Source organism: Paenibacillus sp. ClWae2A, from assembly GCF_032452295.1.
Lineage (GTDB): Bacteria > Bacillota > Bacilli > Paenibacillales > Paenibacillaceae > Paenibacillus.
Genome location: NZ_JAULSQ010000007.1, coordinates 68,897 through 95,330, shown reverse-complemented (window position 1 = coordinate 95,330; position 26,434 = coordinate 68,897). Strand labels below are relative to the sequence as shown.

Annotated in this window: 27 protein-coding genes; 23 read left to right on the top strand and 4 right to left on the bottom strand. The window is 47.1% G+C overall.

Annotated features, from left to right (window positions below; all coding sequences use genetic code 11):
* The first annotated feature begins 6 nt into the window (after nucleotides 1-6).
* The 7 genes from QVE09_RS20195 (at nucleotide 7) to QVE09_RS20165 (ending at nucleotide 7,420) form a co-directional block, all read left to right on the top strand.
* Entirely contained in the window at nucleotides 7-876 is an 870-nt protein-coding gene (locus tag QVE09_RS20195; protein ID WP_315938233.1) for a type II secretion system F family protein, read from the top strand.
* Nucleotides 877-887: 11 nt separating this feature from the next.
* Nucleotides 888-1,076 (top strand): Flp1 family type IVb pilin, encoded by a 189-nt coding sequence (locus tag QVE09_RS20190; protein ID WP_315938232.1) that lies wholly within the window; start codon nucleotides 888-890, stop codon nucleotides 1,074-1,076.
* Complete coding sequence (locus tag QVE09_RS20185; RefSeq protein WP_315938231.1) at nucleotides 1,042-1,734, top strand: TadE/TadG family type IV pilus assembly protein; 693 nt, start codon at nucleotides 1,042-1,044, stop codon at nucleotides 1,732-1,734. Before QVE09_RS20190 ends, QVE09_RS20185 begins: the two co-directional genes overlap by 35 nt.
* Before the next feature lie 91 nt (nucleotides 1,735-1,825).
* Nucleotides 1,826-3,943 carry a hypothetical protein gene (locus QVE09_RS20180; protein WP_315938230.1) on the top strand — a complete coding sequence of 706 codons (2,118 nt, stop codon included), beginning with the start codon at nucleotides 1,826-1,828 and terminating at the stop codon, nucleotides 3,941-3,943.
* A gap of 29 nt (nucleotides 3,944-3,972) precedes the next feature.
* Nucleotides 3,973-5,004, top strand: a complete 1,032-nt coding sequence (locus tag QVE09_RS20175; protein WP_397387075.1) for a pilus assembly protein — start codon at nucleotides 3,973-3,975, stop codon at nucleotides 5,002-5,004.
* 11 nt (nucleotides 5,005-5,015) lie between these two features.
* Nucleotides 5,016-5,531: an A24 family peptidase gene (locus QVE09_RS20170; protein ID WP_315938228.1), complete on the top strand. Its 516-nt coding sequence runs from the start codon at nucleotides 5,016-5,018 to the stop codon at nucleotides 5,529-5,531.
* A 116-nt stretch (nucleotides 5,532-5,647) separates the two neighbouring features.
* The gene (locus QVE09_RS20165; RefSeq protein WP_315938227.1) at nucleotides 5,648-7,420 is read left to right on the top strand and encodes a DUF6382 domain-containing protein; all 1,773 of its coding nucleotides are present in this window, start codon (nucleotides 5,648-5,650) and stop codon (nucleotides 7,418-7,420) included.
* A gap of 12 nt (nucleotides 7,421-7,432) precedes the next feature.
* On the opposite strand, the gene QVE09_RS20160 is transcribed toward QVE09_RS20165, so the two are convergent.
* Together QVE09_RS20160 and QVE09_RS20155 are read right to left on the bottom strand one after the other, a co-directional pair.
* Nucleotides 7,433-8,344 (bottom strand): TIGR01777 family oxidoreductase, encoded by a 912-nt coding sequence (locus QVE09_RS20160; protein WP_315938226.1) that lies wholly within the window; start codon nucleotides 8,342-8,344, stop codon nucleotides 7,433-7,435.
* Between the two features lie 159 nt (nucleotides 8,345-8,503).
* A complete protein-coding gene (locus QVE09_RS20155; RefSeq protein WP_315938225.1) occupies nucleotides 8,504-8,971 on the bottom strand; it encodes a DUF2621 domain-containing protein in 468 nt (155 codons plus the stop codon).
* A 169-nt stretch (nucleotides 8,972-9,140) separates the two neighbouring features.
* Here QVE09_RS20155 and QVE09_RS20150 point away from each other — a divergent pair, with 169 nt between their 5' ends.
* Nucleotides 9,141-10,247, top strand: a complete 1,107-nt coding sequence (locus QVE09_RS20150) for a deoxyribonuclease IV (protein WP_315938224.1) — start codon at nucleotides 9,141-9,143, stop codon at nucleotides 10,245-10,247.
* 42 nt (nucleotides 10,248-10,289) lie between these two features.
* Complete coding sequence (purU, locus tag QVE09_RS20145; protein WP_017689986.1) at nucleotides 10,290-11,183, top strand: formyltetrahydrofolate deformylase; 894 nt, start codon at nucleotides 10,290-10,292, stop codon at nucleotides 11,181-11,183.
* Nucleotides 11,184-11,257: 74 nt separating this feature from the next.
* Here purU and QVE09_RS20140 read toward each other — a convergent pair whose 3' ends face one another.
* Nucleotides 11,258-11,737, bottom strand: a complete 480-nt coding sequence (locus QVE09_RS20140) for a hypothetical protein (RefSeq protein ID WP_315938223.1) — start codon at nucleotides 11,735-11,737, stop codon at nucleotides 11,258-11,260.
* A 434-nt stretch (nucleotides 11,738-12,171) separates the two neighbouring features.
* On the opposite strand from QVE09_RS20140, the gene tkt reads away from it, so the two are divergent.
* From tkt to QVE09_RS20115, 5 genes are all read left to right on the top strand, one after another.
* Nucleotides 12,172-14,214, top strand: coding sequence for a transketolase (gene tkt, locus QVE09_RS20135; protein WP_315938222.1), 2,043 nt, complete (start codon nucleotides 12,172-12,174; stop codon nucleotides 14,212-14,214).
* A gap of 149 nt (nucleotides 14,215-14,363) precedes the next feature.
* Nucleotides 14,364-14,681 carry a pyrimidine/purine nucleoside phosphorylase gene (gene ppnP, locus QVE09_RS20130; protein ID WP_017689983.1) on the top strand — a complete coding sequence of 106 codons (318 nt, stop codon included), beginning with the start codon at nucleotides 14,364-14,366 and terminating at the stop codon, nucleotides 14,679-14,681.
* Nucleotides 14,682-14,917: 236 nt separating this feature from the next.
* Nucleotides 14,918-16,273 carry a glucose-6-phosphate isomerase gene (locus QVE09_RS20125; protein WP_017689982.1) on the top strand — a complete coding sequence of 452 codons (1,356 nt, stop codon included), beginning with the start codon at nucleotides 14,918-14,920 and terminating at the stop codon, nucleotides 16,271-16,273.
* Between the two features lie 176 nt (nucleotides 16,274-16,449).
* Nucleotides 16,450-17,082 (top strand): YigZ family protein, encoded by a 633-nt coding sequence (locus QVE09_RS20120; protein WP_036669098.1) that lies wholly within the window; start codon nucleotides 16,450-16,452, stop codon nucleotides 17,080-17,082.
* A 5-nt stretch (nucleotides 17,083-17,087) separates the two neighbouring features.
* Nucleotides 17,088-17,690 carry a TetR/AcrR family transcriptional regulator gene (locus QVE09_RS20115; protein ID WP_017689980.1) on the top strand — a complete coding sequence of 201 codons (603 nt, stop codon included), beginning with the start codon at nucleotides 17,088-17,090 and terminating at the stop codon, nucleotides 17,688-17,690.
* A gap of 190 nt (nucleotides 17,691-17,880) precedes the next feature.
* Here the strand turns inward: QVE09_RS20115 and QVE09_RS20110 are convergent, their stop codons facing one another.
* The gene (locus QVE09_RS20110; protein ID WP_076327247.1) at nucleotides 17,881-18,282 is read right to left on the bottom strand and encodes a secondary thiamine-phosphate synthase enzyme YjbQ; all 402 of its coding nucleotides are present in this window, start codon (nucleotides 18,280-18,282) and stop codon (nucleotides 17,881-17,883) included.
* Nucleotides 18,283-18,776: 494 nt separating this feature from the next.
* Between QVE09_RS20110 and cysT the strand changes: the two genes are divergently transcribed.
* From cysT to QVE09_RS20065, 9 genes are all read left to right on the top strand, one after another.
* Nucleotides 18,777-19,592: a sulfate ABC transporter permease subunit CysT gene (gene cysT, locus QVE09_RS20105; protein WP_315938221.1), complete on the top strand. Its 816-nt coding sequence runs from the start codon at nucleotides 18,777-18,779 to the stop codon at nucleotides 19,590-19,592.
* Nucleotides 19,589-20,386, top strand: a complete 798-nt coding sequence (locus QVE09_RS20100; RefSeq protein WP_315938220.1) for a sulfate ABC transporter permease subunit — start codon at nucleotides 19,589-19,591, stop codon at nucleotides 20,384-20,386. Before cysT ends, QVE09_RS20100 begins: the two co-directional genes overlap by 4 nt.
* 1 nt (nucleotide 20,387) lies before the next feature.
* Complete coding sequence (locus tag QVE09_RS20095; protein ID WP_036610770.1) at nucleotides 20,388-21,452, top strand: sulfate/molybdate ABC transporter ATP-binding protein; 1,065 nt, start codon at nucleotides 20,388-20,390, stop codon at nucleotides 21,450-21,452.
* Between the two features lie 25 nt (nucleotides 21,453-21,477).
* The gene (locus QVE09_RS20090) at nucleotides 21,478-22,542 is read left to right on the top strand and encodes a sulfate ABC transporter substrate-binding protein (protein ID WP_315938219.1); all 1,065 of its coding nucleotides are present in this window, start codon (nucleotides 21,478-21,480) and stop codon (nucleotides 22,540-22,542) included.
* Between the two features lie 157 nt (nucleotides 22,543-22,699).
* Nucleotides 22,700-23,146 carry a hypothetical protein gene (locus tag QVE09_RS20085; RefSeq protein WP_315938218.1) on the top strand — a complete coding sequence of 149 codons (447 nt, stop codon included), beginning with the start codon at nucleotides 22,700-22,702 and terminating at the stop codon, nucleotides 23,144-23,146.
* A gap of 282 nt (nucleotides 23,147-23,428) precedes the next feature.
* Nucleotides 23,429-24,238, top strand: a complete 810-nt coding sequence (locus QVE09_RS20080; protein WP_315938217.1) for an MBL fold metallo-hydrolase — start codon at nucleotides 23,429-23,431, stop codon at nucleotides 24,236-24,238.
* 118 nt (nucleotides 24,239-24,356) lie between these two features.
* Nucleotides 24,357-25,229: an RNA polymerase sigma factor gene (locus QVE09_RS20075; RefSeq protein ID WP_315938216.1), complete on the top strand. Its 873-nt coding sequence runs from the start codon at nucleotides 24,357-24,359 to the stop codon at nucleotides 25,227-25,229.
* Nucleotides 25,230-25,247: 18 nt separating this feature from the next.
* A complete protein-coding gene (gene clpP / locus QVE09_RS20070) occupies nucleotides 25,248-25,829 on the top strand; it encodes an ATP-dependent Clp endopeptidase proteolytic subunit ClpP (protein ID WP_017689971.1) in 582 nt (193 codons plus the stop codon).
* Nucleotides 25,830-26,057: 228 nt separating this feature from the next.
* Entirely contained in the window at nucleotides 26,058-26,432 is a 375-nt protein-coding gene (locus QVE09_RS20065; RefSeq protein ID WP_315938389.1) for a GntR family transcriptional regulator, read from the top strand.
* Nucleotides 26,433-26,434: the final 2 nt, after the last annotated feature.

The following is a 26,434-nucleotide window of genomic DNA, read 5'->3' as shown; positions in this document are numbered from 1 at the left end:
GAAACGATGCTGCTTCCCGTTATAGTCGCAGGGATGCTCGGAGCGGGATGGCTGGTGCTGGATCGAACCCGGGGGCAGACCTACCGGCATCTGCGCAAGCTGGATATGGAAGGATTACGACTGAAAAAATTGCATGGCCCCTTCCTGTTTATATTGGACAAGTTCGAGATTGGACGCAGATTGCCAGTTCTCATGTTTCGAATGCAACATGCCATTCAGAAAATGTATGGCATACAGCACAGTGGAGAGAAAACGATGCTTTATTGCGCTGAGATGTTGACCTATACGTGGCTCATGCTGCTGGTGGGCTGCCTGTTATCACTTGTTGGAGATATGGGCATCGGAGGTATGGTAGGTGGACTCGCGTTAGGAATAGCTTTACCTTTTGCACTCTATAAAGACCTCAATACCAAGGTCCAGCGTAGAGATCAGGACATCCTTATGGAGCTGCCCGAGCTGCTGAACCGAATTGTTCTATTAGTGGGCGCAGGGGAGACCGTGCAACGTGCCATCGTTCACTGTGTGACAAGCCAGGGGGAACGGAATCATCCGTTGTACAACGAACTCAGAAAGACGGTGGGAGATTGGAATAATGGTTACTCGTTTCAACAATCATTTGAACAGTTCAGTCGCCGCTGCGGTGTACAGGAAGTGACGATTTTTACGACAACGGTGCTGCTGAATTTCCGGCGTGGGGGAGGTGACTTTGTATTGGCGCTGCGAGATCTGTCACATGTGTTGTGGGAGAAACGCAAGGCTGTCAGTCGGGCGAAGGGAGAACAGGCTTCTTCCAAACTGGTGTTTCCGATGGTACTGATCTTTTTTACGATTGTGGTCATGATCGGGGCACCTGCTTTTATGATGATGAATATGTAGGAGGAATTGGGATGATGGAAGTATTGAAGAACAAGGTAAGCGGATTCTGGGAGGAAGAGGACGGACTCGGCACGTTGGAGCTGATTCTGATTATCGGGGTTATTATCATTATTGCTTTGATTTTTAAAAACCAAATTAAGACGTTGGTAGAGAGACTGTTGAAGAATGTTAGCGATAAAAGTAATGAATTTTTCGAATAACAAGTTCAAAAAGGAAGAAGGGAGCTTCACCGTTGAAGCCTCCCTGATCTTCCCTGTCGTGCTGTTTATTCTTGTGTTATTGCTCTTTTTCACCATGTACATGTATCAAAAGACATTCTTGAATCAACATGCTTATGCAGCTTCGGAACGTGCAGCCTATAGCTGGGACAACAGCCACAAACAGGCGATGACGGGTGAATTTGTCGCTGGGGAACATGACAATCTGTACTGGAGACTGACGGATGATCGTATGCTAGGCGCGCTGTTTGGCTGGGCGGGAGCGGACAATCAGGTTAGCGTTGCTATACCTGCTGGTGAAGGTGGAAGTCTCTCGGAACAGAAGCTAGCACAAGCGGTGCAACAGATGCCCTCAGCCATGAAAGGAACGATTGAGTATCAGAATTCTTTGATTCAGCGGAAGATAACGACCAAGCTGGAGCAGGTAATTTCATTGCCTCTTCCTTCTTTTTTGTTCGATTCAGGTAACCGTGTCCTCACTCAAGGATCGTCCGCAGTTGTTGAACCGGTTGAATTCATTCGAACGGTAGATTTGGTCCGTTATTACGCAGCCAAGTTTAAAGGCAAGGGTGGTGCGGCGACCAGTACAGCGGCAGAGGCCGGACAGGTTGTGCAGCATTTTGGCAAAAGCAAAAAGTGAGAAAAGGAGGAGGGCGAAGCTGTTTAGAAAAAAAGACGGTGAGTCGGGAGCCGTAACCCTTTTTTTAATATTAATATTGGCCGGAGTTTATATGTTTGTCGCAATATTTATTGATTACGCTCGTATAGCGGCATTCAAGGTGCAGACCGAACGCATGACTCATGCTGCGATGAGATCGGTCATGTCAGCCTATGACACCTCACTACGGGAGTATGGTTTATTCGGGTATGGCGACAGCGGTGGCGATGCAATTATGGCTAAAGTGCTGAATGATAGCGTGAAGCCTTCAGCTGTAAAAGATGGATTCCCCATTCTGGATATCCAGTGGGATACTACTTCGATGAGTATGGAGCGTGAACTGGGCAGATACGAAATATTTAATCGCCAGATTCAGGAAGATATGAAGTATCGGGCTCCGGTTGATTTTACCCTTGAAGTGATCAATCGGTTCAAACCGATATCGGATGAGATGAAGGAAGCCGCGCACACGGTAGACTTGCTGAAAAAATTACAGAAGTTATATGACAAACGTGAAGAACTACTGGACGATGCCGTTGCCAACCAGACGGAATCCGCGGAGAAACTGAAGAACCTTCCTAAGTTAATCATGGACCCGCCTTCACAAGCCATCTATGAAGAAATGTTGGAAGAAACACCGGAGACAGCTGCCGAGGCAGCAGCACGTTATGCAGATTATCTTAACAAGAAACAGGCGGATGAGGGATTGCCGTTCAGAGAGCAACGATACATATTGGAACTGGCTCGTTATCGGACCGGTGTTAGTAATGTGGTGACAGGCATCAGCATGATCATGCAGCCCGCGTTACAGGCCCATCAAACGAAGTTGGAGGAAGCACAGTCCAAAATCGAAGAAGCACGCAAGATCAATGAGGAAATGAAACGTGTGATCGCGGAGGGGGAGAACCGTTCGCAGAATGCCAGCTATGACAACGTGGGCAACTCGAATCTGCCTGGAACGAGTCCTGCGTCTACAGGATCAGGCACTGAAGCCAAAAGTACACGTTCTCTTGCTTCGGAGCTTGTGAGGGCAGATAGCCTATTTGATCAATTGAAGGCACGGGTTGTTTCCCAGAATTCTGACTTCTCTAACGTCAGAAGAGACAACATGGAATTGAATACACAGCTTCGCAGTGTCACGGCCATGAGCGGTGTTCCGATTAAACCGGCGGTCAGACAGGCAAGTCAGGTTACGGAACGATATATGGACACCTATGTACGTAGCGGTCCTGCCAATCTCATCCTGCAAAGTAAGCAGCAGCTGGAGAGTGGTCGTGGGTCGGATGCTGAGCGCAAAGCAAATGATAAGGAATCCAAAGGGAAATTAAAGGAAGTCAAACGAATCTTGTCGCAGATTCAGAATGGAAGTTCGGGGTCCATGGACGCTTTCAAACAGTTGGAGGAATATTACAACGCTAATATTTCTTTTAACAAGGCTAGTCGTGAGGAAGCCAAAAAGGCAGAGATTGCTGGAGATCCCTATGACTCTGGTGGCGATGCCATGAAGGGAATGGACAGTTTGTTTGGCGGGATGTCCGGTCTGCTGGACAGTCTTGGCGACGAATTATTTCAGAATGAATATGCTTTAGCCTATTTCAACTCCATGGATTTTGGTCAGTTATTTACCTGGACTGAAGGTGGTGGAGATGCTGGTGATGTCTTCAAACTGGAGAATCAGGAACTGGAGTATATCGTCTACGGGTTTCATAATCCATCGGGTAACATCGCTGCGGCATATGCGGAGATATTTGGGATGCGGCTGGCTATTCGAACCGCAGAAGGGTTAATTGAGCACAGCAAGCTGGGGAATCCACTTTTGGTATTATCGGCAGCCATCTTATACGGAATTACAAACGCCATTGCCGATATGGTGAAACTCGCGAAAGAGGGCAGTGTGGAATTGTCCAAGTATGTCAAAGTCAAACTGACGTACAGGGACCATCTTCGATTGTTCCTCTTGATGCACAGTAACAATCAACGCAAAATGTCCAGAATGCTGGCGCTAATTCGATTGAATACGGGTGTGAACCCAGATGAGAAACAGACGTATGCTTCGGGTAACATGCGCAGCAGTATCAAGCTGTGGTTTTTACCAGGGGTGGTTAGAAGCATAGGTGCAGTTATGGGTAGTGCGGACCAGGTTGAAGATGGGCGATTTTTCATTGAGCGGAAGGCGGATTATTCCTATTGAATGATCAGGATCGTTTCGGTGGAGGGATTATGGACAAGCAGCAACAATATGAAAAAGAACGCGCACAATTGCAGATTCGTTTAACAAGAATAATCAGATTGCAACGTTTGAAGTCTTTAAATAAACAGATATGTTCTCCGAAAAAGGATCAGGGCAGCATGGTTCTGGAAGCTTCACTGGTTTTGCCTGTTTTTCTATTCTTTATTATGTTTCTCATCTTCATAGTGCAAATGACTCTAATCTCCACAGCGTTACAGAGCACAGCAGGGGAAGCGGTGAAGCAGTTATCAACGAAAATATATCCGGTTTCCCTTGCATTCACACCTTCTGATTCTGCAGGTGGTGAAGGTTCTGGAGGGGGGTGGAAGATACCGGAATTGTCTCTGACGGAATGGGCAGAAGGTTATGCTTCTTCTTTACCCGAGCCATTAAGTGATTGGGTACGTTCAGCTGCGGCCAGTGGTGAACAGCCACTACAGGAGATCAAAACATCCGTCTTGGAAACCGTACTTGATCCCACAGTAAAACCGCTGCTTCAACCATTTATCGAGCCAACTCTGCTGAATATGGAACGTGTTCATGTGAATGGTATTTCGATACCTGATCTCAAAAACAAAACCAATCCATATTTCCGACTTGAATTGAGTTATGAATTGCCGGTAAAAGTTCCCTTTCTCAGTAAACCGCTTCGGATTCAGGCTGCTGCGGCAGAACGGGTATGGATTGGAGATACCGGAGAAGGGTCAGATGGCAGTGCAGGAGACGGGGATTCTGCGGGTTCAGCAACGGTACTGTCGAAGCCTGACCCGGCTTACATAGGCAACAATGCAACGATTAAGGTGAAGGTAGAACCAGGAGCGACAGCCAACTTAACGATATTTTACAAGTCAGGTGAAAGTGTTGCGAAGCACATCGGTTGGGCCACCGCAGATGAGAATGGAATTATTGAATGGAACTGGTTTGTTGGTACTCGGACAACAGAAGGAACATGGAGTTTTGTTGTCGAGACAGGGGACGGTGCCAAGACGGAGACTACGTTTACGGTGGCCTCCAGAAAATAAGGAAGGGGATGATGGAGGTGGAGTGGCTCTACATTGCTTGTTGCATATACGTAATTGCAGCTTTTATTACAGATATTCGTTCCATGAAAATTCCAAATCGATTGACTTTACCCGTGACTGTTGCAGGTGTTCTGACCCATATCATATGGGGAGGTTGGGATGGTTTCTTGTTCTCAGTCGCTGGATTTGCAGCAGGTTTTGGTATTTTGTTTCTGATGTATGCTATTGGCGCAGTAGGGGCAGGAGATGTGAAATTGTTTGGTGGGATTGGCGCATGGACGGGACTTGCTTTTGGCATTCATGTCATTATTTACTCCGTTTTGTACGCGGGAGCCATTGGTTTAGTGATACTTCTATTCCGAAAGGACTCAGCGAAACGGATTCGGGGCATGGCAGGCAATCTTGCCGGATTCTTCATGCTCGGTTCCCTCAAGCTGTTTAACACAGAGAAGACATTGAAGTTTCCGTTTATGCTGGCAGTGTTACCTGGGTTTATCACGGTGCTTGTCTCAGGATTTTTCCCTTGAAAAAAGGAATCAAGAAATCTGGGGATAACAGCGATCGGAAGGTTGTTCCGTCATCGAAGTGCCCAGTGTAACATTCTTTAGTTGAACCTATATAGCAATGGAAAGAGAGGATTGGCATGTATGGATTAACGAGAGATTTTATTCGTAACGGCGGAGCGTTCATGGTTTTGGAGAAAGAAGACGGGTTACGAATCGAGGAATTGAGCCGGGTACAGATGGGGATGTTGTCCTCCAATCAGATTCCGCGACTTCTTCCTGTTCATATTCGGGAAGTCGATCGAAATGTAACTTTGCAGTACGACATATCAGGGTACAAGATGTTATCTCAGATGTTAAAGTCAAGCAAAATCAAATTGCGTGTTCTGTATGGTCTGTTGTTTCAACTAGCAGATGCCTTCACGGAATGCCGACAGTATATGTTGGAGCCACGTAAATTATTGATCCAGGAAGAGTACTTGTTCATCAACGGTTCATTCGAACAGGGTGAACTTGGGATGGTATATGTACCAATCATGGATACGGTTGAAGTTGATCCCACACCTCAGCAATTCCGTGAGCTGGTGATCGGATTGATGGCACATGTACAGGAACTGCAGGGAGAAGGGATTCAGCGTGTTCTGCAGTTATGTGACAACGAACGCTGGGATATCAGACAGTTACGAGAGCTTTTGCTGGAATTATATGCTGACGAGCAAGAGAATGGAGGAGGCGCAGCATTTCTCTCGTCAAGAAAGTCGGAAACACTCAATGATCCAAGAGGTGATCTTCATTCGTCGATTTCTGAGCGAGATAGCAGGCTAGCCACTGGTACTTCTCAGCCATATCAACCCGGTGCTCCCGTTCAAAATGCTCCTGTGGGGCCGCAACTAAATTTCCGTCAGCCGCAGAAAACAAGTGAATTCGAGGTTGAAGACATTCCGGTGAGATCTCGAACCTTTCCAGGCAGGCGCTCACCTGAGCAAGTTCCATTAGAGAGTTCAAACGGTATGGATAAGAAAGGAAGTAACTCGTATGATTCGCTAGAGCGTGTTGATATGGAAGTGGAGGAAAAGCCCGGATCTTCCAAAGTAACTTATATCATATTGGGCTGTATGGTTGCCATGGCATTGGTATGGAGATTTATTTACATGGAGCAACCGGGACAGACGCAGATGATCCTGTGCATGGTACTGAGCCTTGGCTTGTTTGGTGTAGCAGGATGGACGTGGAAGCGCAAGGAAAACCCTCAGAATAACGCAGAGAATAAGCGTTCTTTATCATTCAATTTAGGTAAGAACAAAGGCAAGCGAACGGAAGATGATGAGGAACAATTTCAGGAAAGTTGGCGCTGGAATACAGCTGAAAGGCCAGTGGAACGCATAAACCAAACGGTTGCATCCGCCTCAGAAGGTGGTAGCGAGCATTCCCGTTATCAAAGTCTGCATATGACACCTGAACACTCCGAACCACCCCTCGTTCAACGCCATGTGGAAACGGTAGCTTCAACTTCAGAGCTAATTCGACATGATGCAGTTGCGGAGGCAACCGTGAATTTGCAGAATCTGGCTAAAGGTAACTTTACAGGGGAAGGCCCAGTGATGGCGTCTTATTATCTTGAACGAAAATCTGGCACCGGAGACCAACATGAACGGATGGATGTGCAAGGAGCATCTTTTGTCATCGGAAGATCAGCAGACATGGTTCAGTGGGTGGACACAGCGACCGGCGTGTCCCGTGCTCATGTGGAATTGAGCCGGAACAAATCGGGCTATGTGATTAAGGATCTGGGTTCCGTCAATGGAACCATTCTTCAGGGCAATATTCTTGCTCCGTATAAGGAGTATCCATTGGCAGATGGAGACACATTTACACTTGCGGAATCAGTCTACACTTATCGGTCGGTTGGATAAGGCATAGTTCAATCAGTCAGATAAGCCGCGGTGCTTCAGATCTTCCAGTGCCTGGGTTAAGGTTGGGAAGGTGAACTGGAATCCGTGGTCGAGAGCTTTTTGCGGAATGACTCTCTGCCCTTGAAGCACGACAACGGATAGTTCTCCGACCAAGGTTTTAATCAGGAAGCTGGGTACGGGGAACCAGTGAGGGCGATGATACACTTTACCGACCGTACGACCGAATTCATCATTGGTAACAGGGTTCGGTGAGGAAGCATTGACCGGACCTGACACTTGTTTATTTTGAATGCTAAAATCAATAAGTCTTACGATATCCATAATGTGAATCCAGCTAGTCCATTGCTTGCCACTGCCGATCTTGCCACCAACACCCAGCATATAAGGGAGTTTCATCAATGGAAAAGCTCCTCTTTTATGTCCAAGCACCAGACTCACCCTGATTTTAACGAGTCTTACATTTTTGATTGCATCTGCAGCAACTTCCCATTGTTCCGAGACCCGGGAAGGGAAATTCATGGATTTTTGCGGACTGCTCTCGTCGAAGGTTTCATTAGGGGAGGTTCCATAGATGGCCATCGCAGAAGCCTGAACGACGACTTCCGGCTTTTGTTCCAGGGATTCCACCAATCGGGCTACCCGCGCTACGGTCGTGACTCTGGATTCAACAATCTCCAGCTTCGCCTTGGTTGTCCAGCGTTGATTCAGCGTTTCTCCGGCAAGGTTAACAAGAGCGTCCATACCTTCCAGCAAGTGAGGTTGTTCTTCGACTTGATCCCACGATATATATGAAAGATTTTTACTTGGATTATGCAAGTCAGGCAGTTTTCGTGTAATAACTTTCACATGGTGCCCGGCTTGCAGCCAGTAATCTACAAGTGCTCCCCCCACAAATCCGGTACCTCCACAAATGGCAATTTTCATATCAAACATCCTCTCTGTATTTTCACTGCGCTGATATATACCGTTGGATCGACAAACAGCCCCGTGCGGTAAGCAATGCCTGTTGGGAACGACTTACCTGACGGAGCATATCTGCATCTAATTAACCCAATCCATATGCCACTTAACTCATCTTTTATTTTATTTAATCAAATGTTGATAAGGGGAATAATCGATTTTGTTTTTCTCCAAAAATTTTACCAAAAACTTATTATCCCGCTTCGGTGTGGCAATAATGTATCCTTTGATGCAATGATCTCTCGATACTTCCGTGGCGTTGTCTTCGACTGCAATTTTACCAATCTCTGCAGCAATGGAATGTTTGGCGATGTCACGAAATGGCCCAGGTACAGGCTCCACGAGTTGATCCAAAAAAGCTTTGGCTTCATCAGTCCACAAGTGACGGCTGGCTTCAACCCAATAATTCTGCCAATCCAGTTTGGACTTTCCGTCTGCTTTTGGTAGCACTTTCAAAAACTTGCGCATCATGAAAAATCCACCGATACACATGCTGCCAAGCAATAAAAAAGTCCAGAATGCGATTGTATTCATAAACCAATTGCTGGGGGAACTGCTAGTCAGTATCATCGCGTAGGAGCCGAAAATCATTGCGGAGTCACCTCGGTTCATTGATTTTCACGGAAAGACGGATTCGCCTACCCATGTTCCACATAGTAGCTGTTAAAAATAGCCTCTATCCCGAATTATAGCGCATTTCTAGATTTATTTCGATAATCGCGTTAGAATAAGGGATAATTCAGATTAAGGGGGATCAATAATGCTGAAAATCGGCTCCCACGTGTCCTTTTCGGACAAGGGATTATTGAGTGCAACGAAGGAAGCGTCTTCGTACGGTTCCAGTTCGTTTATGATATATACGGGTGCACCACAGAATACACGTCGTAAGCCAATTGAATCCATGTATATTGAAGAAGGCAAACTTGCCATGCAAGAGGGTGGAATGGAAGATATCGTTGTCCATGCACCATACATTATTAATCTTGGCTCATACAAAGACAACACGTATAGACTTGCTGTAGATTTCCTTCAGGAAGAGATCCGTCGTACACATGCCATTGGTGTCAAAAACATCGTATTACATCCCGGCGCTTTTACAGATAAAGATGCCCACTATGGGATCGGACGGATCGCAGAAGGGTTGAATGAAGTGCTGGAGGGTGTGAAAGAGACGGATGTGAACATCGCTCTGGAGACCATGGCTGGCAAAGGTACGGAGATGGGGCGCAGTTTCGAAGAGATCGCCCAGATCATCGAGAAAGTAACGTATAACGAGCGCCTGACTGTGTGTATGGATACATGCCACATTCATGATGCCGGATACGATATTGTTAATGATATTGACGGTGTACTGGAACAATTCGATCGTACAGTAGGACTTGACCGTATTGCCGTAATGCATATTAATGATAGTAAGAATGCTGTGGGTGCGCACAAGGACCGTCATACACCAATTGGCTCTGGCTGGATCGGGTTTGAAGCGATTAACCGCATCGTTAACCATGAAAAGCTTCAAGGACGTCCGTTTATTCTGGAGACACCTTGGATTGGTAAAGAGGCCAAGACACAGCGTCCAATGTATGAGGTGGAGATTGCCCTGCTTCGTGGGGATGTTGCCGGTCGATTCGGCCAGGATTTCCTGACAGAAGTAGAACAGTTGCAACACTTTTTCAAAGGTAAAGAGATTGAGTCTCGTTCGTATATTCTGGATGTGTGGACGTTGCTCAAAAATGATGCCAAAGCCAAAAAGGCAGATCCGCGCGAACCGCTGGAACGCCTCTATGACATGGTGACTGAAGCTGCATTATTCCCGCATTTGAATGAAGAACAACTGAATCATCGCTTGATTGCATGGCTTGCGGGTTAATCCCGCAGGTCATGGCTTAATTGAAGGAGGAAGAATAACCCGATGGAGATCCACGCTAAACAAGTACGCCCTGATTCTAAAAACCGCGCCGATCGTGCGCGCATGCTCATTTCCTGTCCGGATGGTCCAGGAATTGTTGCTGCCGTATCTCACTTCTTGCACCAGCATGGTGCAAACATTGTGCAGTCGGACCAATACACAATGGACCCTGCTGGGGGCATGTTCTTTATGCGGATTGAGTTTGATCTTCCGCAATTGTTGGTCAATTTGCCGAAACTCGAAGCTGATTTTGCAGAAGTAGCAAGTCGTTTCCAGATGGAGTGGACGTTATCTGCGGTTAGCCGCAAGAAGAAACTGGCTATCTTTGTATCCAAAGAAGATCACTGTCTGGTTGAATTGTTGTGGCAATGGCAGGCAGGTGACCTGGATGCCGATATTGCTCTTGTGGTCAGCAACCATCTGGACATGAAGGACTATGTAGAATCATTTGGCATTCCATATCATCATATTCCGGTAACAGCAGATACGAAGAAAGAAGCGGAACAGCGCCAACTGGACGTCATCGGCAACGATGTGGATGTGATCATTTTGGCTCGTTACATGCAAATCATCTCCCCCATGTTCATTGAGCACTACCGTAATCGAATCATTAATATTCACCATTCGTTCCTGCCAGCCTTTGTGGGTGGTAAACCGTATGCGCAAGCGTACAACCGTGGTGTCAAAATTATCGGTGCGACAGCGCACTATGTTACGGAAGAATTGGATGGCGGCCCGATTATTGAACAGGATGTGCAGCGTGTAAGCCACGGGGACGATGTAACCGAGCTGAAGCGTATTGGACGTACCATTGAGCGTGTTGTGCTCGCACGTGCCGTGAAATGGCATGTCGAAGACCGTGTTCTTGTTCATGAAAATAAAACCGTTGTATTTTAAGCTCATGCTTTAATACTGTGCAAGGTTGATTCGGAACCACATAATAGACTAACAAAAAGGCGACCCCAATTCGTTTACGAAGCGGGAGTCGCTTTTTTTGCATTCATAATATACTTTCCGCACAAGCCAAGCATAATACCAAACAGCAGATGTCCTACAATCCAGTAGAGGATGGCGGACACATCGTACAGGTCTGGCACACGTGATGATAATTGAGAGAGTGGGATATAGAGCAGGGACGAAACTGCACCGAGCATAATTCCTTTGAACATAGGGCGGCCTGAATGCCTTACCCACCACAGATAGAAGATACCGATGACAACGGACACGATGAGATGCAGAGAAAATTCAATGATTTCGGGTAAGGTTGGAGGAAGACCAGGCACAAAATCAATATTCAGCAGCAGGGTATATACTTGTTCACCTGTGTAGGTCTGAATCATTTTAAGGAAAAACCCCAGGACAACCCCCGAGAGAATCCCCGTTAAAATACCGGATATCCAGGGTAATGAGTGTTTTACCGATGTTGATGAGTGAGCAGCAGGTTCTGACATGATCGAGACCTCCTATGATTGACGCGTGTACATCTGAAAAGTAAACCACAGCCCGACTTTCGAATCCATATTCAGGAACATTATATGTGAATTGAGGATGAATATCTAAAAAATGCATGTTTTTCAGGTAAAAGGTTATACTTCATGCGATGGATTTGCGAGGCTCCTTAAGTCTGCTTTTGGAATTTAGTACCTTGTACAGTACGATTTTTGCTTGATAGGCCAAGGAATATTCATCACAAACAACCGATTTTTCACGAACTTCTAAAAGAAGGTTATGGAAAAGCTTCACGCCAAGTGATACAATACAAAAGTGAATAAGTCAAAATGAAACACTCAAGCGGATTCACTTATTGTGAAATTCGGTTTGCTTGTATGATGAGAGGGATTCGCTTGCGCACCCGACTTATCTAAAGACATGAGGAGGACAAACCATGACTGACAAGAACGAAGCGATTCAAAAGGACGAGAACACTACAATCGACAACCTGTCGATTACTACCGTACGTACTTTGGCGATTGATGCAATTGAGAAGGCAAATTCCGGACACCCGGGTATGCCTATGGGCTCCGCTCCAATGGGGTACCAACTTTTTGCAAAAACGATGACTCATAACCCGGACCACCCAACTTGGGTTAACCGGGACCGTTTTGTCCTGTCTGCAGGACATGGCTCCATGTTGTTGTACAGCTTGCTGCACCTGAGCGGATATGATCTTCCAATGGAAGAACTGAAACAGTTCCGTCAATGGGGAAGCAAAACTCCGGGTCACCCGGAATTCGGACATACTGCAGGTGTTGATGCAACAACCGGCCCACTGGGTCAAGGTATTGCAATGGCTGTAGGTATGGCGATGGCTGAAGCTCAACTGGGCGCAACATACAATAAAGACAAATTCAACGTAGTTGACCACTACACTTACGCAATCTGTGGTGATGGTGACTTGATGGAAGGCGTATCTCATGAATCAGCTTCCCTGGCTGGACGTTTGCACTTGGGAAAACTGATCATGTTGTTCGACTCCAATGACATCACGTTGGATGGTAAATTGGATCTGTCTTCTTCCGAAAGCATCGCGAAGCGTTTTGAAGCTTATGGCTGGCAAGTGCTGCGCGTTGAAGATGGTAACGATCTGCCTGCAATCGAAAAAGCAATTCAGGAAGGTCAAGCAGATACACTGCGTCCTACACTGATCGAAGTTAAAACGGTTATCGGTTATGGTAGCCCGAACAAACAAGGTAAAGGCGGCCACGGCGGTACTCACGGATCTCCACTGGGTGCAGACGAAGCCAAATTGACTAAAGAGTATTACAAATGGGTTTACGAAGAAAACTTCCACGTACCAGCTGAAGTTCGCGATCACTTTGCACAAGTGAAAGATCGTGGTATCTCTGCTAACAAAGCTTGGGACGAGAAATTTGCCGAGTACAAAAAAGCTTTCCCTGAGCTGGCAGCTCAATTCGAAACAGCGATTAACGGTGACCTTCCACAAGGTTGGGACCGTGATCTTCCTAAATATGCAGCAACAGACAAAGCTCTTTCCACTCGTGTAGCATCCGGTAACGCTCTGAATGGTCTGGCGCACAACGTGCCACAACTGACAGGTGGATCTGCTGACTTGGAAAGCTCCACAATGACTCACTTGAACAACCTGGAGAACTTCACACCTGAAGATTACTCCGGCCGTAACATCTACTTCGGTATCCGTGAATTCGGTATGGCTGGAGCAATGAACGGTATGGCACTGCACAGCGGTGTGAAAGTATTCGGAGGTACGTTCTTCGTATTTACCGATTACCTGCGTCCGGCTGTTCGTCTGGCTGCCCTGATGGGATTGCCTGTAACGTATGTTCTGACTCACGACAGTATCGCTGTTGGTGAAGACGGTCCTACGCACGAACCGATCGAGCAATTGGCATCCCTGCGTATCATTCCTAACCTGACGGTTATTCGTCCAGCTGACGGTAATGAAACTTCGGCTGCTTGGGCTTATGCGCTTGAGAACAAGAGCAACCCGGTTGCACTCGTACTCACTCGTCAAAACCTGCCGATCCTGGAAGGTACGGTTGAAGGTTCACGTGAGAACGTGAAACGTGGTGCTTATGTTGTCTCTGATGCAAAAGATGGCAAAGCGGTAGCACAAATCATCGCTACAGGTTCTGAAGTGCAATTGGCTGTTAAAGCTCAAGCAGCACTTGCAGAACAAGGCATCCAAGTTCGCGTAATCAGCATGCCAAGTTGGGATCTGTTCGAGAAACAAGACAAAGCTTATAAAGAGTCCGTTCTTCTTCCGGATGTTAAAGCTCGTCTTGCAATTGAAATGGCTTATCCAATGGGCTGGGAGAAATATGTTGGAGATCAAGGTGACATTCTCGGAATTAGCACATTCGGTGCTTCCGCGCCTGGCGACCGAGTTATCCAAGAGTATGGCTTTACAGTGGATAACGTGGTTAGCCGCGTAAAAGCATTGCTGTAATAGCTTCATAAACGCTGCTATGGTTGGGAGAGCATCATGCTGTCCTGATCCATGGCAGTAAGTTATTTCCGCAGAGATGGGCGGTGACTCATGATCGCCCTGATCTGTTTTGCCTTTTGTTTTCATTAACTTCAGGGGAGCGGGTACGCATGTCACAATTCGATCAAGTCAGTGTAGTGAAAGAGGCCAACATTTATTATGATGGTCAGGTAACCAGCAGAACGGTTATTTTGGGGGATGGCAGCAAAGTGACTCTGGGCATCATGCTTCCAGGCAGTTATGAGTTCGGTACGGATTCTCGTGAAATTATGGAGATTCTGTCCGGAGATCTGAAAGTATTGCTTCCCGGAGAAGAAGAGTGGCAAGAGATTCAAGGTCAAGCTACGTTCCACGTGCCTGCCGAATCCAAATTTAAACTGGAGATACGCAGCGTTACTGACTACGTCTGCTCGTACCCGGCGGAATAACATAAGAAGGGTAAGCAGAACCGCAACCTGCGGATTCGGTTTACCCTTTTTGCTTCTTGAATTCTAACGACAAAGTTCGAGCTGCAAGCTTGTCAGCCCCGTGGATTTGAAGTATCCTTAAGGCAAGTTGTTTAGAATGGAATACGGACATAATATAAGAGGTTGTTCAAGAAGTCCGCTTTTGATTACAAAGTTTGAACACGCACTATAATCGAAATCAGGAGGTTTTTGAGATCATGGCTAAAAAAGTGACATTTGACTATAGCACGGCATTGCAATTTGTAAATCAGCACGAAGTGGACTATTTCGCAGAACCGATTCGTTTGGCTCACGAGCAGCTTCACAACGGAACAGGAACAGGCTCCGACTATCTGGGCTGGATTGACCTGCCAACAGCTTATGACAAAGAAGAGTTCGCACGCATTCAAAAAGCAGCTGCCAAAATCCAAAGCGACTCCGAAGTACTGATCGTTATCGGTATCGGTGGATCATACCTGGGTGCACGTGCAGCGATTGAAATGCTGACTCACTCTTTCTATAACAATCTGCCAAAAGACAAACGCAAAACGCCTGAAATCTATTTTGCAGGAAACAATATCAGTTCCACATATGTAACACATTTGCTGGATCTGGTTGAAGGCAAAGATTTCTCCGTTAACGTCATCTCCAAATCGGGTACAACAACAGAGCCGGCCATTGCTTTCCGTATCTTCCGTGCAGCACTGGAAGAGAAATATGGTAAGGAAGAAGCTCGCAAACGCATCTATGCTACAACAGACAAAGCACGTGGTGCATTGAAAGAACTGGCAAATGCAGAAGGATACGAATCTTTCATTATCCCGGATGATGTAGGTGGACGTTACTCCGTTCTGACGGCTGTAGGTTTGCTGCCAATCGCAGCAGCGGGTATCAGCATCGAAGAAATGATGCAAGGTGCGGCTGATGCATCCAAGGAATACAGCAACCCGAACGTAGCTGAGAATGAGGCATATCAATATGCTGCTGTTCGTAACGCATTGTATCGCAAAGGTAAAGGAACTGAGATTCTTGTAAACTATGAGCCATCCCTGCACTTCGTATCCGAGTGGTGGAAACAGTTATTCGGAGAGAGTGAAGGTAAAGACTACAAAGGGATCTATCCTGCGTCTGTTGATTTCTCTACAGACTTGCACTCCATGGGTCAATTCATTCAGGAAGGTAGCCGAAATATCTTCGAAACTGTTATTCAGGTTACTGAAGTTGCAGAGCATATCTCAATCAAATCCGATCCGGATGATCTGGATGGCCTGAACTTCCTTGAAGGTAAAACTATGGACTTTGTTAACAAAAAAGCGTTCCAGGGAACACTGCTTGCACATACAGATGGTCAAGTACCAAACCTGATTGTGAACATTCCAGATATGACTCCATATTCTTTCGGATATCTGGTATACTTCTTTGAAAAAGCATGCGGTATCAGTGGCTACCTGCTGGGCGTCAATCCATTTGACCAACCAGGCGTGGAAGCTTACAAGAAAAATATGTTCGCATTGCTGGGCAAACCAGGCTTTGAAGAAGAGAAAGCAGCGCTCGAAGCGAGACTTTCCGAATAATTCATCGGTCTGCTCATATAGTTGAATAAGGTAATGTAAATCTAACCGGGAATCACTGTTCAAGTAAGATGCAGGGGTTCCGGGTGTAGATAACCAGGGCAGTTCGTCCGCGTTCGCGCGGTGAACTGCTTTCTTGTAAAATGGACTCAGGAAAAGATCAGAAAGTTGGATTTGGGATGATTGAACGTTATCGCACGGTTCGAGGACCGGGCAATCTGGAAATTGTAATCAAGAAGTCGCGATTTATCGGTCATATTATGCCGGTCACGACAGAGGAAGAGGCTGTTGCTTTTATTGATGAGATCAAGAAAAAACATTGGAACGCGACTCATAATTGCTCTGCATACATGATTGGGGAGCGGGATGAGATCCAGAAGCAATCCGATGACGGGGAACCCAGCGGAACAGCAGGGAAACCCATTCTTGAAGTGATCAAAAATCAGAAATTAAAAAATGTGGCAATTGTGGTTACGCGATACTTCGGGGGAATTATGCTTGGAGCCGGTGGGTTAATTCGTGCTTATACGGATGGAGCTGTAGCAGCCATTGAAGCCGGAGAAGCCATTACCAACGTGCTGCATCGTGAAGTGTTTGTTGAACTGGATTATACGTGGCTGGGTAAAGTGGAAAATGAGTTAAGAAGCCGGGAAGTCCGTACAGGTGAAACTGGATTCACCGATAAGGTTACGTTGACTTGTCTTCCGCCGGATAGTGAAACCGAGGCATTTATAGCCTGGATCACGGATTTGACGCAAGGGCAATCCCGGATCACGGAGGGACAGCGGCTTTATTTTATTGAAGGGGAATAAAATATATGGCTAGAAGAGCAGTCGAACAGGAGTTGTCGAGGGAGCGGATACTGGAGGCGGCGAGGCACCTTTTTATTACCAAAGGATACCGCGCCATTTCGATGCGAAGCATCGGGCAGCATCTGGGCTATAGTCATGGGTCGCTGTATTATCACTTTAAGGAAAAGGCAGAGCTGTTCTATGCCATCGTGGTTGAAGATTTTAATCATCTGGGGCATTTGCTGCTGCAAGCCATGGTCAGGCCGGTTCGTGATGATGTGAGCAAGGTAGAGCACATTATGATGGAGTTTATTCGCTTTGGTCTGGAGAACCCATACCAATACGAAATCATGTTTATGATCAGGGACGAAGAACTGTTGTCTTATTGTCGTACCGAACAGGGACGCTGCTTCGAATTATTTGCATCGATTATAAGGCAGTATATGAATGAAGAGAACTGTACGGAAGAGGATATTCAAAGGGTACCGCGTACGCTATTTTTGGCTATGCACGGATTCATTTCTTATTACATTCAGGACCGTTTAACGTTTGTGGAGATTGAATCGTCTGCGCTGTCTCATGTCAAAGTGCTGTGCCGCAATCTGGGGCAGCAGCCTGGCGTCCAATAATGGCGCTATTGTTGCACCCCTACACTTCAGGGCGGTGATTTGTCATAACTTTAATTCTGTATAACGTTATCTCGCGAAAGTTAATATGCGCAGCAGACCAAGTCAGGCGGCTCCGACCCGAAATGAGGGTGGACCGCCTGTTTGTGTTTGCAAAAATGAATAAGTTGGTGGTAGGCCTGTTGCGCCGAATCTAACCTTCCATGATTTTGAGAAAATACTCCCGCTCACGTGGTCCATCGAATTCACAAAAGTAAATGCCTTGCCAGCGGCCAAGCAGCAGCCTGCCTTCGTGAATAATCACTGTCTGTGAGGGCCCTGTTGTAATGGATTTGAGGTGAGAGGCTGTATTGCCTTCGGCATGTCGATACTCGGGATGCTCCCAAGGGTACACTTCGTCCAGGCGCAACAAGACATCATGTTTTACATCCGGGTCTGCATTTTCGTTGATGGCAATACCTGCCGTCGTATGTGGACAGTAGATGAGCACCGTCCCATTCTGCACCCCGCTACTCTGGACAACCTGCTTCACGTCCCATGTGATATCTTTCATTTCATCTCGTGTGGAAGTGGATATATTCTTCGTATATAACATGTTAAATCACTCCTTAGGATCTCATTTCTTACCCTCGATTGTACCTTAACCACTACATACCAAACAAACCACATATGAAGACGGATATGTAAATCGCACAATAACGGAGAGGTCAGAAATAACCTGAAGAAGCGGAAGCTCTAAGCTTTCTGTAAGAAAGCTGCTTCGGAAGCATAAGCTTCGCCTTTATCACCGGATTTCCCCTTAAAAAAGGGGATCAAAGAAATCTGGGGATAACAGTGATCGGAAGGTTGTTCTGGCCGCGCAGTGTACAGTGCGATTTTTATTAATCGTTCTCATATGAGGCCCAATTATATTCAATAAAAGCATTGACGATTAGCACTGCAAACTGGTAAAGTATCAGAAAAGCAAAACCAAGTAGACTAATGGGAATAATATTAAAGTAATATCATCCAACTTAGGAAAAATGTCGTATTGAAGCCAGGAAGACTGCCGACCGGAGTTAAAGCCGGAGGCTGGGAGGGAACGCAGCAATGAATACCGTTCTTCGTCATAAGGGATGGACTTGGGGATTTCGCAGTACCGTATTGTTATATTTTATCGTACTTATTGTACTTCCAATCATCGGTGTGTACGTCAATTCCTTCTCCGAAGGATGGAGCAACTTTGTTCAGAGCATTATGGACCCCATCGCGTGGAAAGCCGTACTGCTCACCATTCGGCTGGCCGTCATTGCCACGCTGATTAATGTGGTTTTGGGCACGATGATCGCCTGGGTGTTAACAAGGTATCGCTTTGTGGGCCGATCGTTTCTTAACAGTCTGGTTGATCTCCCGTTTGCACTGCCAACAGCGGTGGGTGGCTTGATGATTATGCTGCTTTTGGGTCCGGTCAGTGCCATCGGGAAACTGGCAGAAACCATGGGATTTGAGATTGTGTTTCATCAGCCCGCCATTGTTATAGCGATGACCTTTGTCACGTTTCCGTTTGTTATCCGTGCAGTGCAGCCTTTGCTGGAAGAAATTGATCCTTCCGAGGAAGAGGCCTCGTACACGATGGGGGCATCCAAGGCTCGCACGTTCATGCAGGTTATTCTGCCGTCCATGGCACCTGGCATGATCAGTGGAGGGATGCTCGCTTTCTCCAGAGGACTGGCTGAATTCGGGGCTGTTGTGCTGGTGGCTGGTAACATTCCGGGCAGAACACTGACCGCTTCCGTATTTATTTACGGTGAGATTGAAAGTGATAATCCAACGGGAGCTGCTGCTGTATCCGTGTTGCTCCTGACGCTCTCCTTCCTGATCCTCTGGCTGATCAATCTGGTGCAGATGCGGGGGAGAAGACGATGAGACGACTGTTAATCGGACTGACGTTTGCGGTATTTATTGTACTGTTGATCATCCCGCTTGGACGCATTTTTATTGGCGCATTTGAAGACGGGGCAAGTGGATTCCTGAAAGGGCTGATGCGCCCTGAGGCGTTACACGCTTTGATGATGACCGGACTGGTTGTCCTGGTGGTCACCCTGTTAAATACATTGTTTGGCATCATGATGGCTCTGTATCTGGTTCGTGCCGGATGGCTGAGTGAACGGATAAAAGGGCTGCTGAACAGCATTGTAGACCTGCCTTATGCCGTATCTCCTGTCATTGGCGGTTTGATGATTGTGTTGATGTTGGGACCTAACAGCATTATGGGCGCTTTTTTTGAAGGGATTGGATTCAATGTGGTCTATGCCTTCCCGGGTATGGTGATCGCAACGTTATTTGTAACCTTTCCACTGATGGTCAGAGAGGTTATGCCTGTCCTGCAGGAACTCGGTTCCCAGCAAGAGGAGGCCGCATCTACACTTGGCGCCTACGGCTGGAGAACGTTCTGGAGTGTGACATGGCCTTCGATCCGCTGGGCAGTAGTGTATGGTCTAGTCTTGACGGTTGCGCGCTCGCTCGGGGAATTCGGTGCAGTGCTGGTCGTATCCGGTAATATTATGAATAAAACGCAGACCGCAACAACCCTGGTGTACCAGGATGTTGAGAATTTTAATGTGGCTGCCGCAAATGGTGTGGCATTGGTGCTGGTCACCTTCTCCGTCGGGCTGCTGCTCATGATGGAATGGGCCAAGAAGCGAAAGGAAGTGCATTGATATGCATGTAGAAGTCCGTGATCTGAACAAACATTTCGGTGATTTTCATGCGGTAAAAGATGTCTCATTCGATATTGCCAAAGGCCATCTGATCGGTCTGCTTGGACCCAGCGGAGGCGGGAAAACGTCCATTCTGCGGATGCTAGCGGGTCTGGAGAATCCGGGTTCCGGTGAGATTCGCTTTCACGGAAAAGTCGTGAACCATCTGCCTCCACAGGAGCGGGGCATCGGATTTGTATTCCAGAACTATGCCTTGTTCAAACATATGACGGTATTTGAGAATATCGCCTTTGGACTCAAGGTCAAGAAGACACCAAAAGCCCAGATCCGTGATCGGGTGATGGAACTTGTTGAACTGACCGGGTTAAAAGGTTTTGAACAGCGCTATCCGCATCAGTTATCTGGTGGGCAGCGTCAGCGTGTTGCTTTTGCCAGAGCACTCGCCCCGGAGCCACAGCTGTTATTGCTGGACGAACCGTTCGCGGCCATTGATGCGAAGATCCGTCAGGAACTGCGTTCATGGTTACGTGAGTTGATTGAACGGGTAGGGATTACTTCGATCTTTGTAACGCATGACCAGGATGAAGCGATTGAAGTGGCGGACGAAATTATGATTATCAGTCAGGGGCGTCTGGAACAGAAGGGCACACCTTGGGATATCTACAAAAACCCGCAGACACCATTTGTCGCTACATTTATCGGGGAGTCTACGGTTGTGGAGGATGCTTCCCAGCTGAAAGGATTCGAACATGCCGTCGAGGGTGAACATACCAAAGCGCTTATTCGACCGGAGTATATTGAGATCGGCTTGAAAAACGAGTTCACCATGCTGTCTGCAACGGAAAAAGGTACAGTCAAACATCTTCATTTCCGCGGCAGTGAATGGATGGTAGAGGTGGACGTACAGGGGCACAAGTTAATCACCTATCGTTCCCTGGAGAAAACGACATTGGAGATTGGTCAACAAATTCGAGTCCTTGTGCACCGTGCATACCTGTTCAATGACTCCAACAGTTGGGTGGTTGAGAACCGACTGAAGGAAGATCCGATGCCAGTGATGATTTAAATCAAGTGGAAGAAGGGGGCTGCCCATGCAGACGAGGAAGAAGAAAGTCATACTTTTATATGTTGCCCTCATGCTTCTGCTCGTCTGCATGACCGCTGGATGCAGCAAGCAGGAGGAGTCAAGCGAACAGAATGAGCCCGCTGGTAACGATTCATCCAATACGCTGGTGATTGGTGCTTATAGTGTAGCTAAAGATGCTGTAGGCGAATTGCTGCCCAAGTTCCAGGAGGAGTGGAAGGTAAAGACCGGACAGACGATTAACTTCCAGGAGTCCTACGAAGCTTCGGGTACACAGGCAAGAGCCATCGTTGGGGGATTCGAGGCTGATGTAGCCTTGCTCGCGATGGAGAGTGATATCGACAAGCTGGTCAAAGCCGATCTGGTTAGCTCCGATTGGAAACAGACCCCTAATGAGGGCATGATCACCCGTTCGATTGTTGTTCTGGGCACAAGAGCAGGCAACCCGCTCGGCATTCATGATTTTCAGGATTTAACCAAGCCGGGAGTGAAGGTACTCTACCCTAATCCAAAGACATCCGGGGGCGCACAATGGGATATTAATGCCATCTACGGTGCCGGATTGAAACTGTCGGAGGAGCAAGAGGGGAAGAAAGATCCTGCCGCAGCCAAGGCTTTTCTTGAACAGGTACATCGTAACGTTGAATCATTGGACAAGAGTGGGCGTTCTTCGATGGCGGCCTTCGAATATGGTGTCGGTGATGTAATCGTCACGTATGAAAATGAATTGCTTGCCCGGATCGCCAAAGGTGTAGATTATGACATCGTCATTCCGAAAAATACGATCCTAATTGAGAACCCGGCAGTTGTGGTGAATAAATATGCCGATAAACATGGGAACCGTGAACTGGCAGAAGCTTTTGTCGCCTATCTGCGTACACCAGAAGCACAGCGCATTTTTGCGAAGCATGGTTTTCGTTCAGTAGATCCGGATGTATTTGCACAGACGGAGTCGACATTCCCAACGCCTGAAGGATTATTTGATATCAACTATCTGGGTGGATGGGACGAGGTACGCAGTACGTTGTACTCCAAACGCGGCGTGTGGTATCAGGTGCTCGCTGGATTATGAGTATTGCTGATGTAATCGAATAGGTAACCGTACATGTGGATACTAAACCTTCATTTCAATGGAAGTAGAGATGGAGGTTTTTTACTGCCAAAAGGTTATAATAGAGGTATACTGAATCATGATTGTTACATAGTATCTGCAGGAAGGTGTGAGTTGAATGAGTTCAGAGATCAAATTATCCCAAAGTACAGCGATTCGACTGGAGCAGGCCCGCGGTAAGGGGATGCCTGAGGAAGAACTTTTGAAAGCTATTCAAGCGAAAGACGTTTCCGCTTTTGACGCCGTGTCTGAAGAGGAATACCGATATAATGAATTTTTCTCGTATGCGGACGAGCATGGTGAAAATCTGGAGGCAGCAGTGAAAGATGGGTACCGGATTACCTTTAACACGCGTGGTGGACTCGGAATCTGGTTGGAAAAGGCCTTTAAGGTGCAGCCGGAGAAAGACTTCACGGTGGGTGAAGGGATCGTCACTGGATTGCAGTTGAAACCAGAGCAGGCAGAGGTGCTGGCGAAACGGCTTGCATCGAACTGGGTCATTACAGAATCAAAGGATGTACCTGCGGGTCAGGAACTGACCTTGAAGCTACGGGCACTGGTTTAATTCTAGCGTTGGGTTAATGTGACTCGAATCAGTAGGTCATGGCCTGTGAAAAAGGTAAGGCCTGCTCTTCATGCGGGCGACCCGCTTATAAGGTTGCATCACATGCTGACGAACCATAAGCTCCCGAATGGAACGAAGCATGGAATTGAATTCTGACGGTGAACGGTCAGACCACAGACTATCCCAATTGCAGTGGAGAACTGCAGCGGGATGGTCTTTTTTTTGCAAAAACAGAGGTGGACGATTACAATCTACATATCATTAATTCAGGGGGAATGCGGATTGAATCAGCTAACATTTCTGGGCACTGGCGATGCGATGGGCGTTCCACGTGTGTATTGTGATTGCGACGTATGTACAGAGGCGAGGCTTACGGGAGAGAATAAACGGAAACGCTCTTCTGTTCTGATTGACGGTGGTGATGGGGATGGTACGAGTGAACAGTTCATGATTGACTGCGGACCAGACTGGAGATCACAGATGGAGGATCAGGGATTGCGTATGGTGCATACGCTGCTCATCACTCATGCCCATTTTGACCATATTGGCGGATTGCCCGAATGGGCGGATGCGTGTCGCTGGCTGGGCGTGAAAGGACGTTTATATGCACCGCGTGAAGTGATTGCCACCATTCAGGGACAGTTTCCCTGGTTGGGGCGTCATATGGACTTTCTCGAAACGGATGAAGGTATCGAACTCGGCGGCTGGAAGGTGCATTCCTGGAAAGTGTGCCATGGACATAACGGATATTCGTACGCATATCGGCTGGATCAAGGCGGGTATAGCTGGGCGTACTGTTCAGATGCCATTGACCTGAAGACATCCGAAAAAGAGCCGTTGCACGGACTGGATCTGCTGGTGCTTGGAACAAGCTTTGTGCATGAACTTGCGGAATTCTCAACACGTTCCGTGTACGATATGCGTGAGGCGCAGGAGCTGCTGCGGGAACTGAAGCCAGGTCATACCTATTTTACACATATGTCTCATGACGTTGATGTACGGCAGAATTATAATCTGGATCAAGGTATTACGATTGCCCTTACCGGGATGAAGTTGCCGCTTGGAACATTAAAGCTGGAAACGAATGCGTAACCCAATTTAACTAGCGTAATAAAAATAAATTCAGAAGAGCGTATCCTTTACAAGGGGTTCTTCGTTTACATAGTGTAAGTCAAAATCAATCAGGAACCAGCAAAGGGGGGCCCCCAAGATGGCCTTTGTGAAGTCCGTGGATTGCAGAATCAACAGACCACATGATGATGGTAAACAAGATAAATCCAATATTGAATCCGGTGGTAACGCTGGAACAAACCAATTGAACCGAAGCATTCATGCCGTATTACCCGATCTGATGGGTTCGTTGTATGCGTATTGTTTATCTCTGACGAAATCAGTTCCAGAGACGGAAGATCTGGTTCAGGAGACCTGTCTCAAAGTATTGTCGTCGAGTGTGGTTGGATCTTCCGGGATGAATAAAAATATAAACTGGGAAGCTTATCTGATCCGTATTGCACGCAACAGCTGGATTGATATCTTACGTCAGCGGGAGAGATTAGCATATAAACTGGATAGCTTGAAGCCGCTCCTGCACGAAATAGAGGAAGAAAGGCGATTCGAGGAATTGGAGTCTGCCGTTCAACTTCTTGTAGATAAGCTACCACCGTGGCAGAGAGTGATATATGTATTACGTGAATTAATGGGTTATAAGGCGGCAGAGACTGCGGAATTGTTGGATACGACAGAAGGCGCTGTGAAAGCAGCGTTAAGTCGTGCACGCTCTGCCATAGCTGAAGTGAGGCACAGGTTGGAACAATCGGACACAGAATTGCAGTATGAGAAAGGCGCAGTGGAGGACAATCGGGAGGAACTGCGCAGCTATCTGCTGGCATTTCGTAATGGGGATACAGCCCGAATTATTGATCTGTGCCTGAACCGGACCGATGATCCGATGGCTGTGGCGGGGACGATTTTGCAGCAGACTTTGCCGTCTCCATCCATGCAGCCAATGATGTACGGGTACTCTACTTCTGGTATGAACTCGATGTCATATGGAGGAGGGTACACGGTCAACATGGTTGCCTAAACCGAGGAGGCGACACACATGAATGTAGTGCCGTATGTAGTGGAACAAACAGCCCGTGGAGAGCGGAGTTATGATATTTATTCCCGTTTGCTCAAAGACCGGATCATTATGGTGTCCGGAGAGATTGAGGATCAGATGGCAAATGCCATTGTGGCCCAGTTATTGTTTTTGACTGCAGAGGACCCGGAGAAAGACATCCAGATGTACATCAACAGCCCTGGTGGGTCGGTGACTGCGGGATTTTCGATCTATGACACGATGCAATTCGTGAAGCCGGATATCTCCACGATCTGTACAGGTATGGCGGCGAGCTTTGGCACGATATTGCTGGTGGGTGGAACAAAAGGCAAGCGTATGGCGCTGCCGAACAGTGAGATCATGATCCATCAGCCACATGGCGGTACGCGGGGGCAGGCGTCGGATATGCTGATTCATGCTAACCGCATCATTCAGCATCGTCAGCGCCTTAACAAGCTGTTAGCCGACCATACAGGACAGTCGATTGAGCGGATTGAGAAGGACTCGGATCGAGACTATTTCCTGACCGCTGCTGAAGCAGTCGAATATGGATTGGTGGATAAGGTCATATCCAGCTCATAACAGTAGCCCGGAAGGTCATGTGACCTTCCGGGCTTGATTAACCAAGAGGACGAACAGGAAACTGACGTCCTCTTTTTTGTCGTCCAGATTAGCCAGTCCACGTCTATGAAATGAATCAGAATGAAAACAATCTAAAATAAAGATTGACCATTAGTAGGTATAGTGTATATATTATATATATACACTATACCTACTAAAAACTATTTAACATCAATGAGGTGAGGAAAGATTAACATTTTAATATCGAACGCATCGAGTGATCCGATTTATATGCAGATTTTAACTCAGATCAGACAGAGCATCTTGAGCGGAGAATTGGTTGCTGGAGATAGTCTTCCCTCCATTCGGCAACTCGCCAAGGATCTGCAAGTCAGTGTTATTACAACTAAACGTGTCTATGAAGAGCTGGAGAAGGAGAAACTGATCGATTCAGTTGTAGGCAAAGGGAGCTTTGTATCCGGGGCCAATCAAGACTTTATTCGAGAGCGGCGGATGAAACAATTGGAAGAGAAGATGCTTGAAGTGATTCGTGAGAGCAGAGAACTGGGCATGAGTTCACAGGATGTAATCCATCATCTTACATTCTTGGTTGAGGAGGAATAAGC

What these genes read in the sequence shown, in the direction of transcription:
- QVE09_RS20195 (WP_315938233.1), top strand. Translation starts at nt 7, where the DNA reads ATGCTGCTTCCCGTTATAGTCGCAGGGATGCTCGGAGCGGGATGGCTG.
- QVE09_RS20190 (WP_315938232.1), top strand. Translation starts at nt 888, where the DNA reads ATGATGGAAGTATTGAAGAACAAGGTAAGCGGATTCTGGGAGGAAGAG.
- QVE09_RS20185 (WP_315938231.1), top strand. Translation starts at nt 1,042, where the DNA reads ATGTTAGCGATAAAAGTAATGAATTTTTCGAATAACAAGTTCAAAAAG.
- QVE09_RS20180 (WP_315938230.1), top strand. Translation starts at nt 1,826, where the DNA reads ATGTTTGTCGCAATATTTATTGATTACGCTCGTATAGCGGCATTCAAG.
- QVE09_RS20175 (WP_397387075.1), top strand. Translation starts at nt 3,973, where the DNA reads ATGGACAAGCAGCAACAATATGAAAAAGAACGCGCACAATTGCAGATT.
- QVE09_RS20170 (WP_315938228.1), top strand. Translation starts at nt 5,016, where the DNA reads ATGGAGGTGGAGTGGCTCTACATTGCTTGTTGCATATACGTAATTGCA.
- QVE09_RS20165 (WP_315938227.1), top strand. Translation starts at nt 5,648, where the DNA reads ATGTATGGATTAACGAGAGATTTTATTCGTAACGGCGGAGCGTTCATG.
- QVE09_RS20160 (WP_315938226.1), bottom strand. Translation starts at nt 8,344, where the DNA reads ATGAAAATTGCCATTTGTGGAGGTACCGGATTTGTGGGGGGAGCACTT.
- QVE09_RS20155 (WP_315938225.1), bottom strand. Translation starts at nt 8,971, where the DNA reads ATGATTTTCGGCTCCTACGCGATGATACTGACTAGCAGTTCCCCCAGC.
- QVE09_RS20150 (WP_315938224.1), top strand. Translation starts at nt 9,141, where the DNA reads ATGCTGAAAATCGGCTCCCACGTGTCCTTTTCGGACAAGGGATTATTG.
- purU (WP_017689986.1), top strand. Translation starts at nt 10,290, where the DNA reads ATGGAGATCCACGCTAAACAAGTACGCCCTGATTCTAAAAACCGCGCC.
- QVE09_RS20140 (WP_315938223.1), bottom strand. Translation starts at nt 11,737, where the DNA reads ATGTCAGAACCTGCTGCTCACTCATCAACATCGGTAAAACACTCATTA.
- tkt (WP_315938222.1), top strand. Translation starts at nt 12,172, where the DNA reads ATGACTGACAAGAACGAAGCGATTCAAAAGGACGAGAACACTACAATC.
- ppnP (WP_017689983.1), top strand. Translation starts at nt 14,364, where the DNA reads ATGTCACAATTCGATCAAGTCAGTGTAGTGAAAGAGGCCAACATTTAT.
- QVE09_RS20125 (WP_017689982.1), top strand. Translation starts at nt 14,918, where the DNA reads ATGGCTAAAAAAGTGACATTTGACTATAGCACGGCATTGCAATTTGTA.
- QVE09_RS20120 (WP_036669098.1), top strand. Translation starts at nt 16,450, where the DNA reads ATGATTGAACGTTATCGCACGGTTCGAGGACCGGGCAATCTGGAAATT.
- QVE09_RS20115 (WP_017689980.1), top strand. Translation starts at nt 17,088, where the DNA reads ATGGCTAGAAGAGCAGTCGAACAGGAGTTGTCGAGGGAGCGGATACTG.
- QVE09_RS20110 (WP_076327247.1), bottom strand. Translation starts at nt 18,282, where the DNA reads ATGTTATATACGAAGAATATATCCACTTCCACACGAGATGAAATGAAA.
- cysT (WP_315938221.1), top strand. Translation starts at nt 18,777, where the DNA reads ATGAATACCGTTCTTCGTCATAAGGGATGGACTTGGGGATTTCGCAGT.
- QVE09_RS20100 (WP_315938220.1), top strand. Translation starts at nt 19,589, where the DNA reads ATGAGACGACTGTTAATCGGACTGACGTTTGCGGTATTTATTGTACTG.
- QVE09_RS20095 (WP_036610770.1), top strand. Translation starts at nt 20,388, where the DNA reads ATGCATGTAGAAGTCCGTGATCTGAACAAACATTTCGGTGATTTTCAT.
- QVE09_RS20090 (WP_315938219.1), top strand. Translation starts at nt 21,478, where the DNA reads ATGCAGACGAGGAAGAAGAAAGTCATACTTTTATATGTTGCCCTCATG.
- QVE09_RS20085 (WP_315938218.1), top strand. Translation starts at nt 22,700, where the DNA reads ATGAGTTCAGAGATCAAATTATCCCAAAGTACAGCGATTCGACTGGAG.
- QVE09_RS20075 (WP_315938216.1), top strand. Translation starts at nt 24,357, where the DNA reads ATGGCCTTTGTGAAGTCCGTGGATTGCAGAATCAACAGACCACATGAT.
- clpP (WP_017689971.1), top strand. Translation starts at nt 25,248, where the DNA reads ATGAATGTAGTGCCGTATGTAGTGGAACAAACAGCCCGTGGAGAGCGG.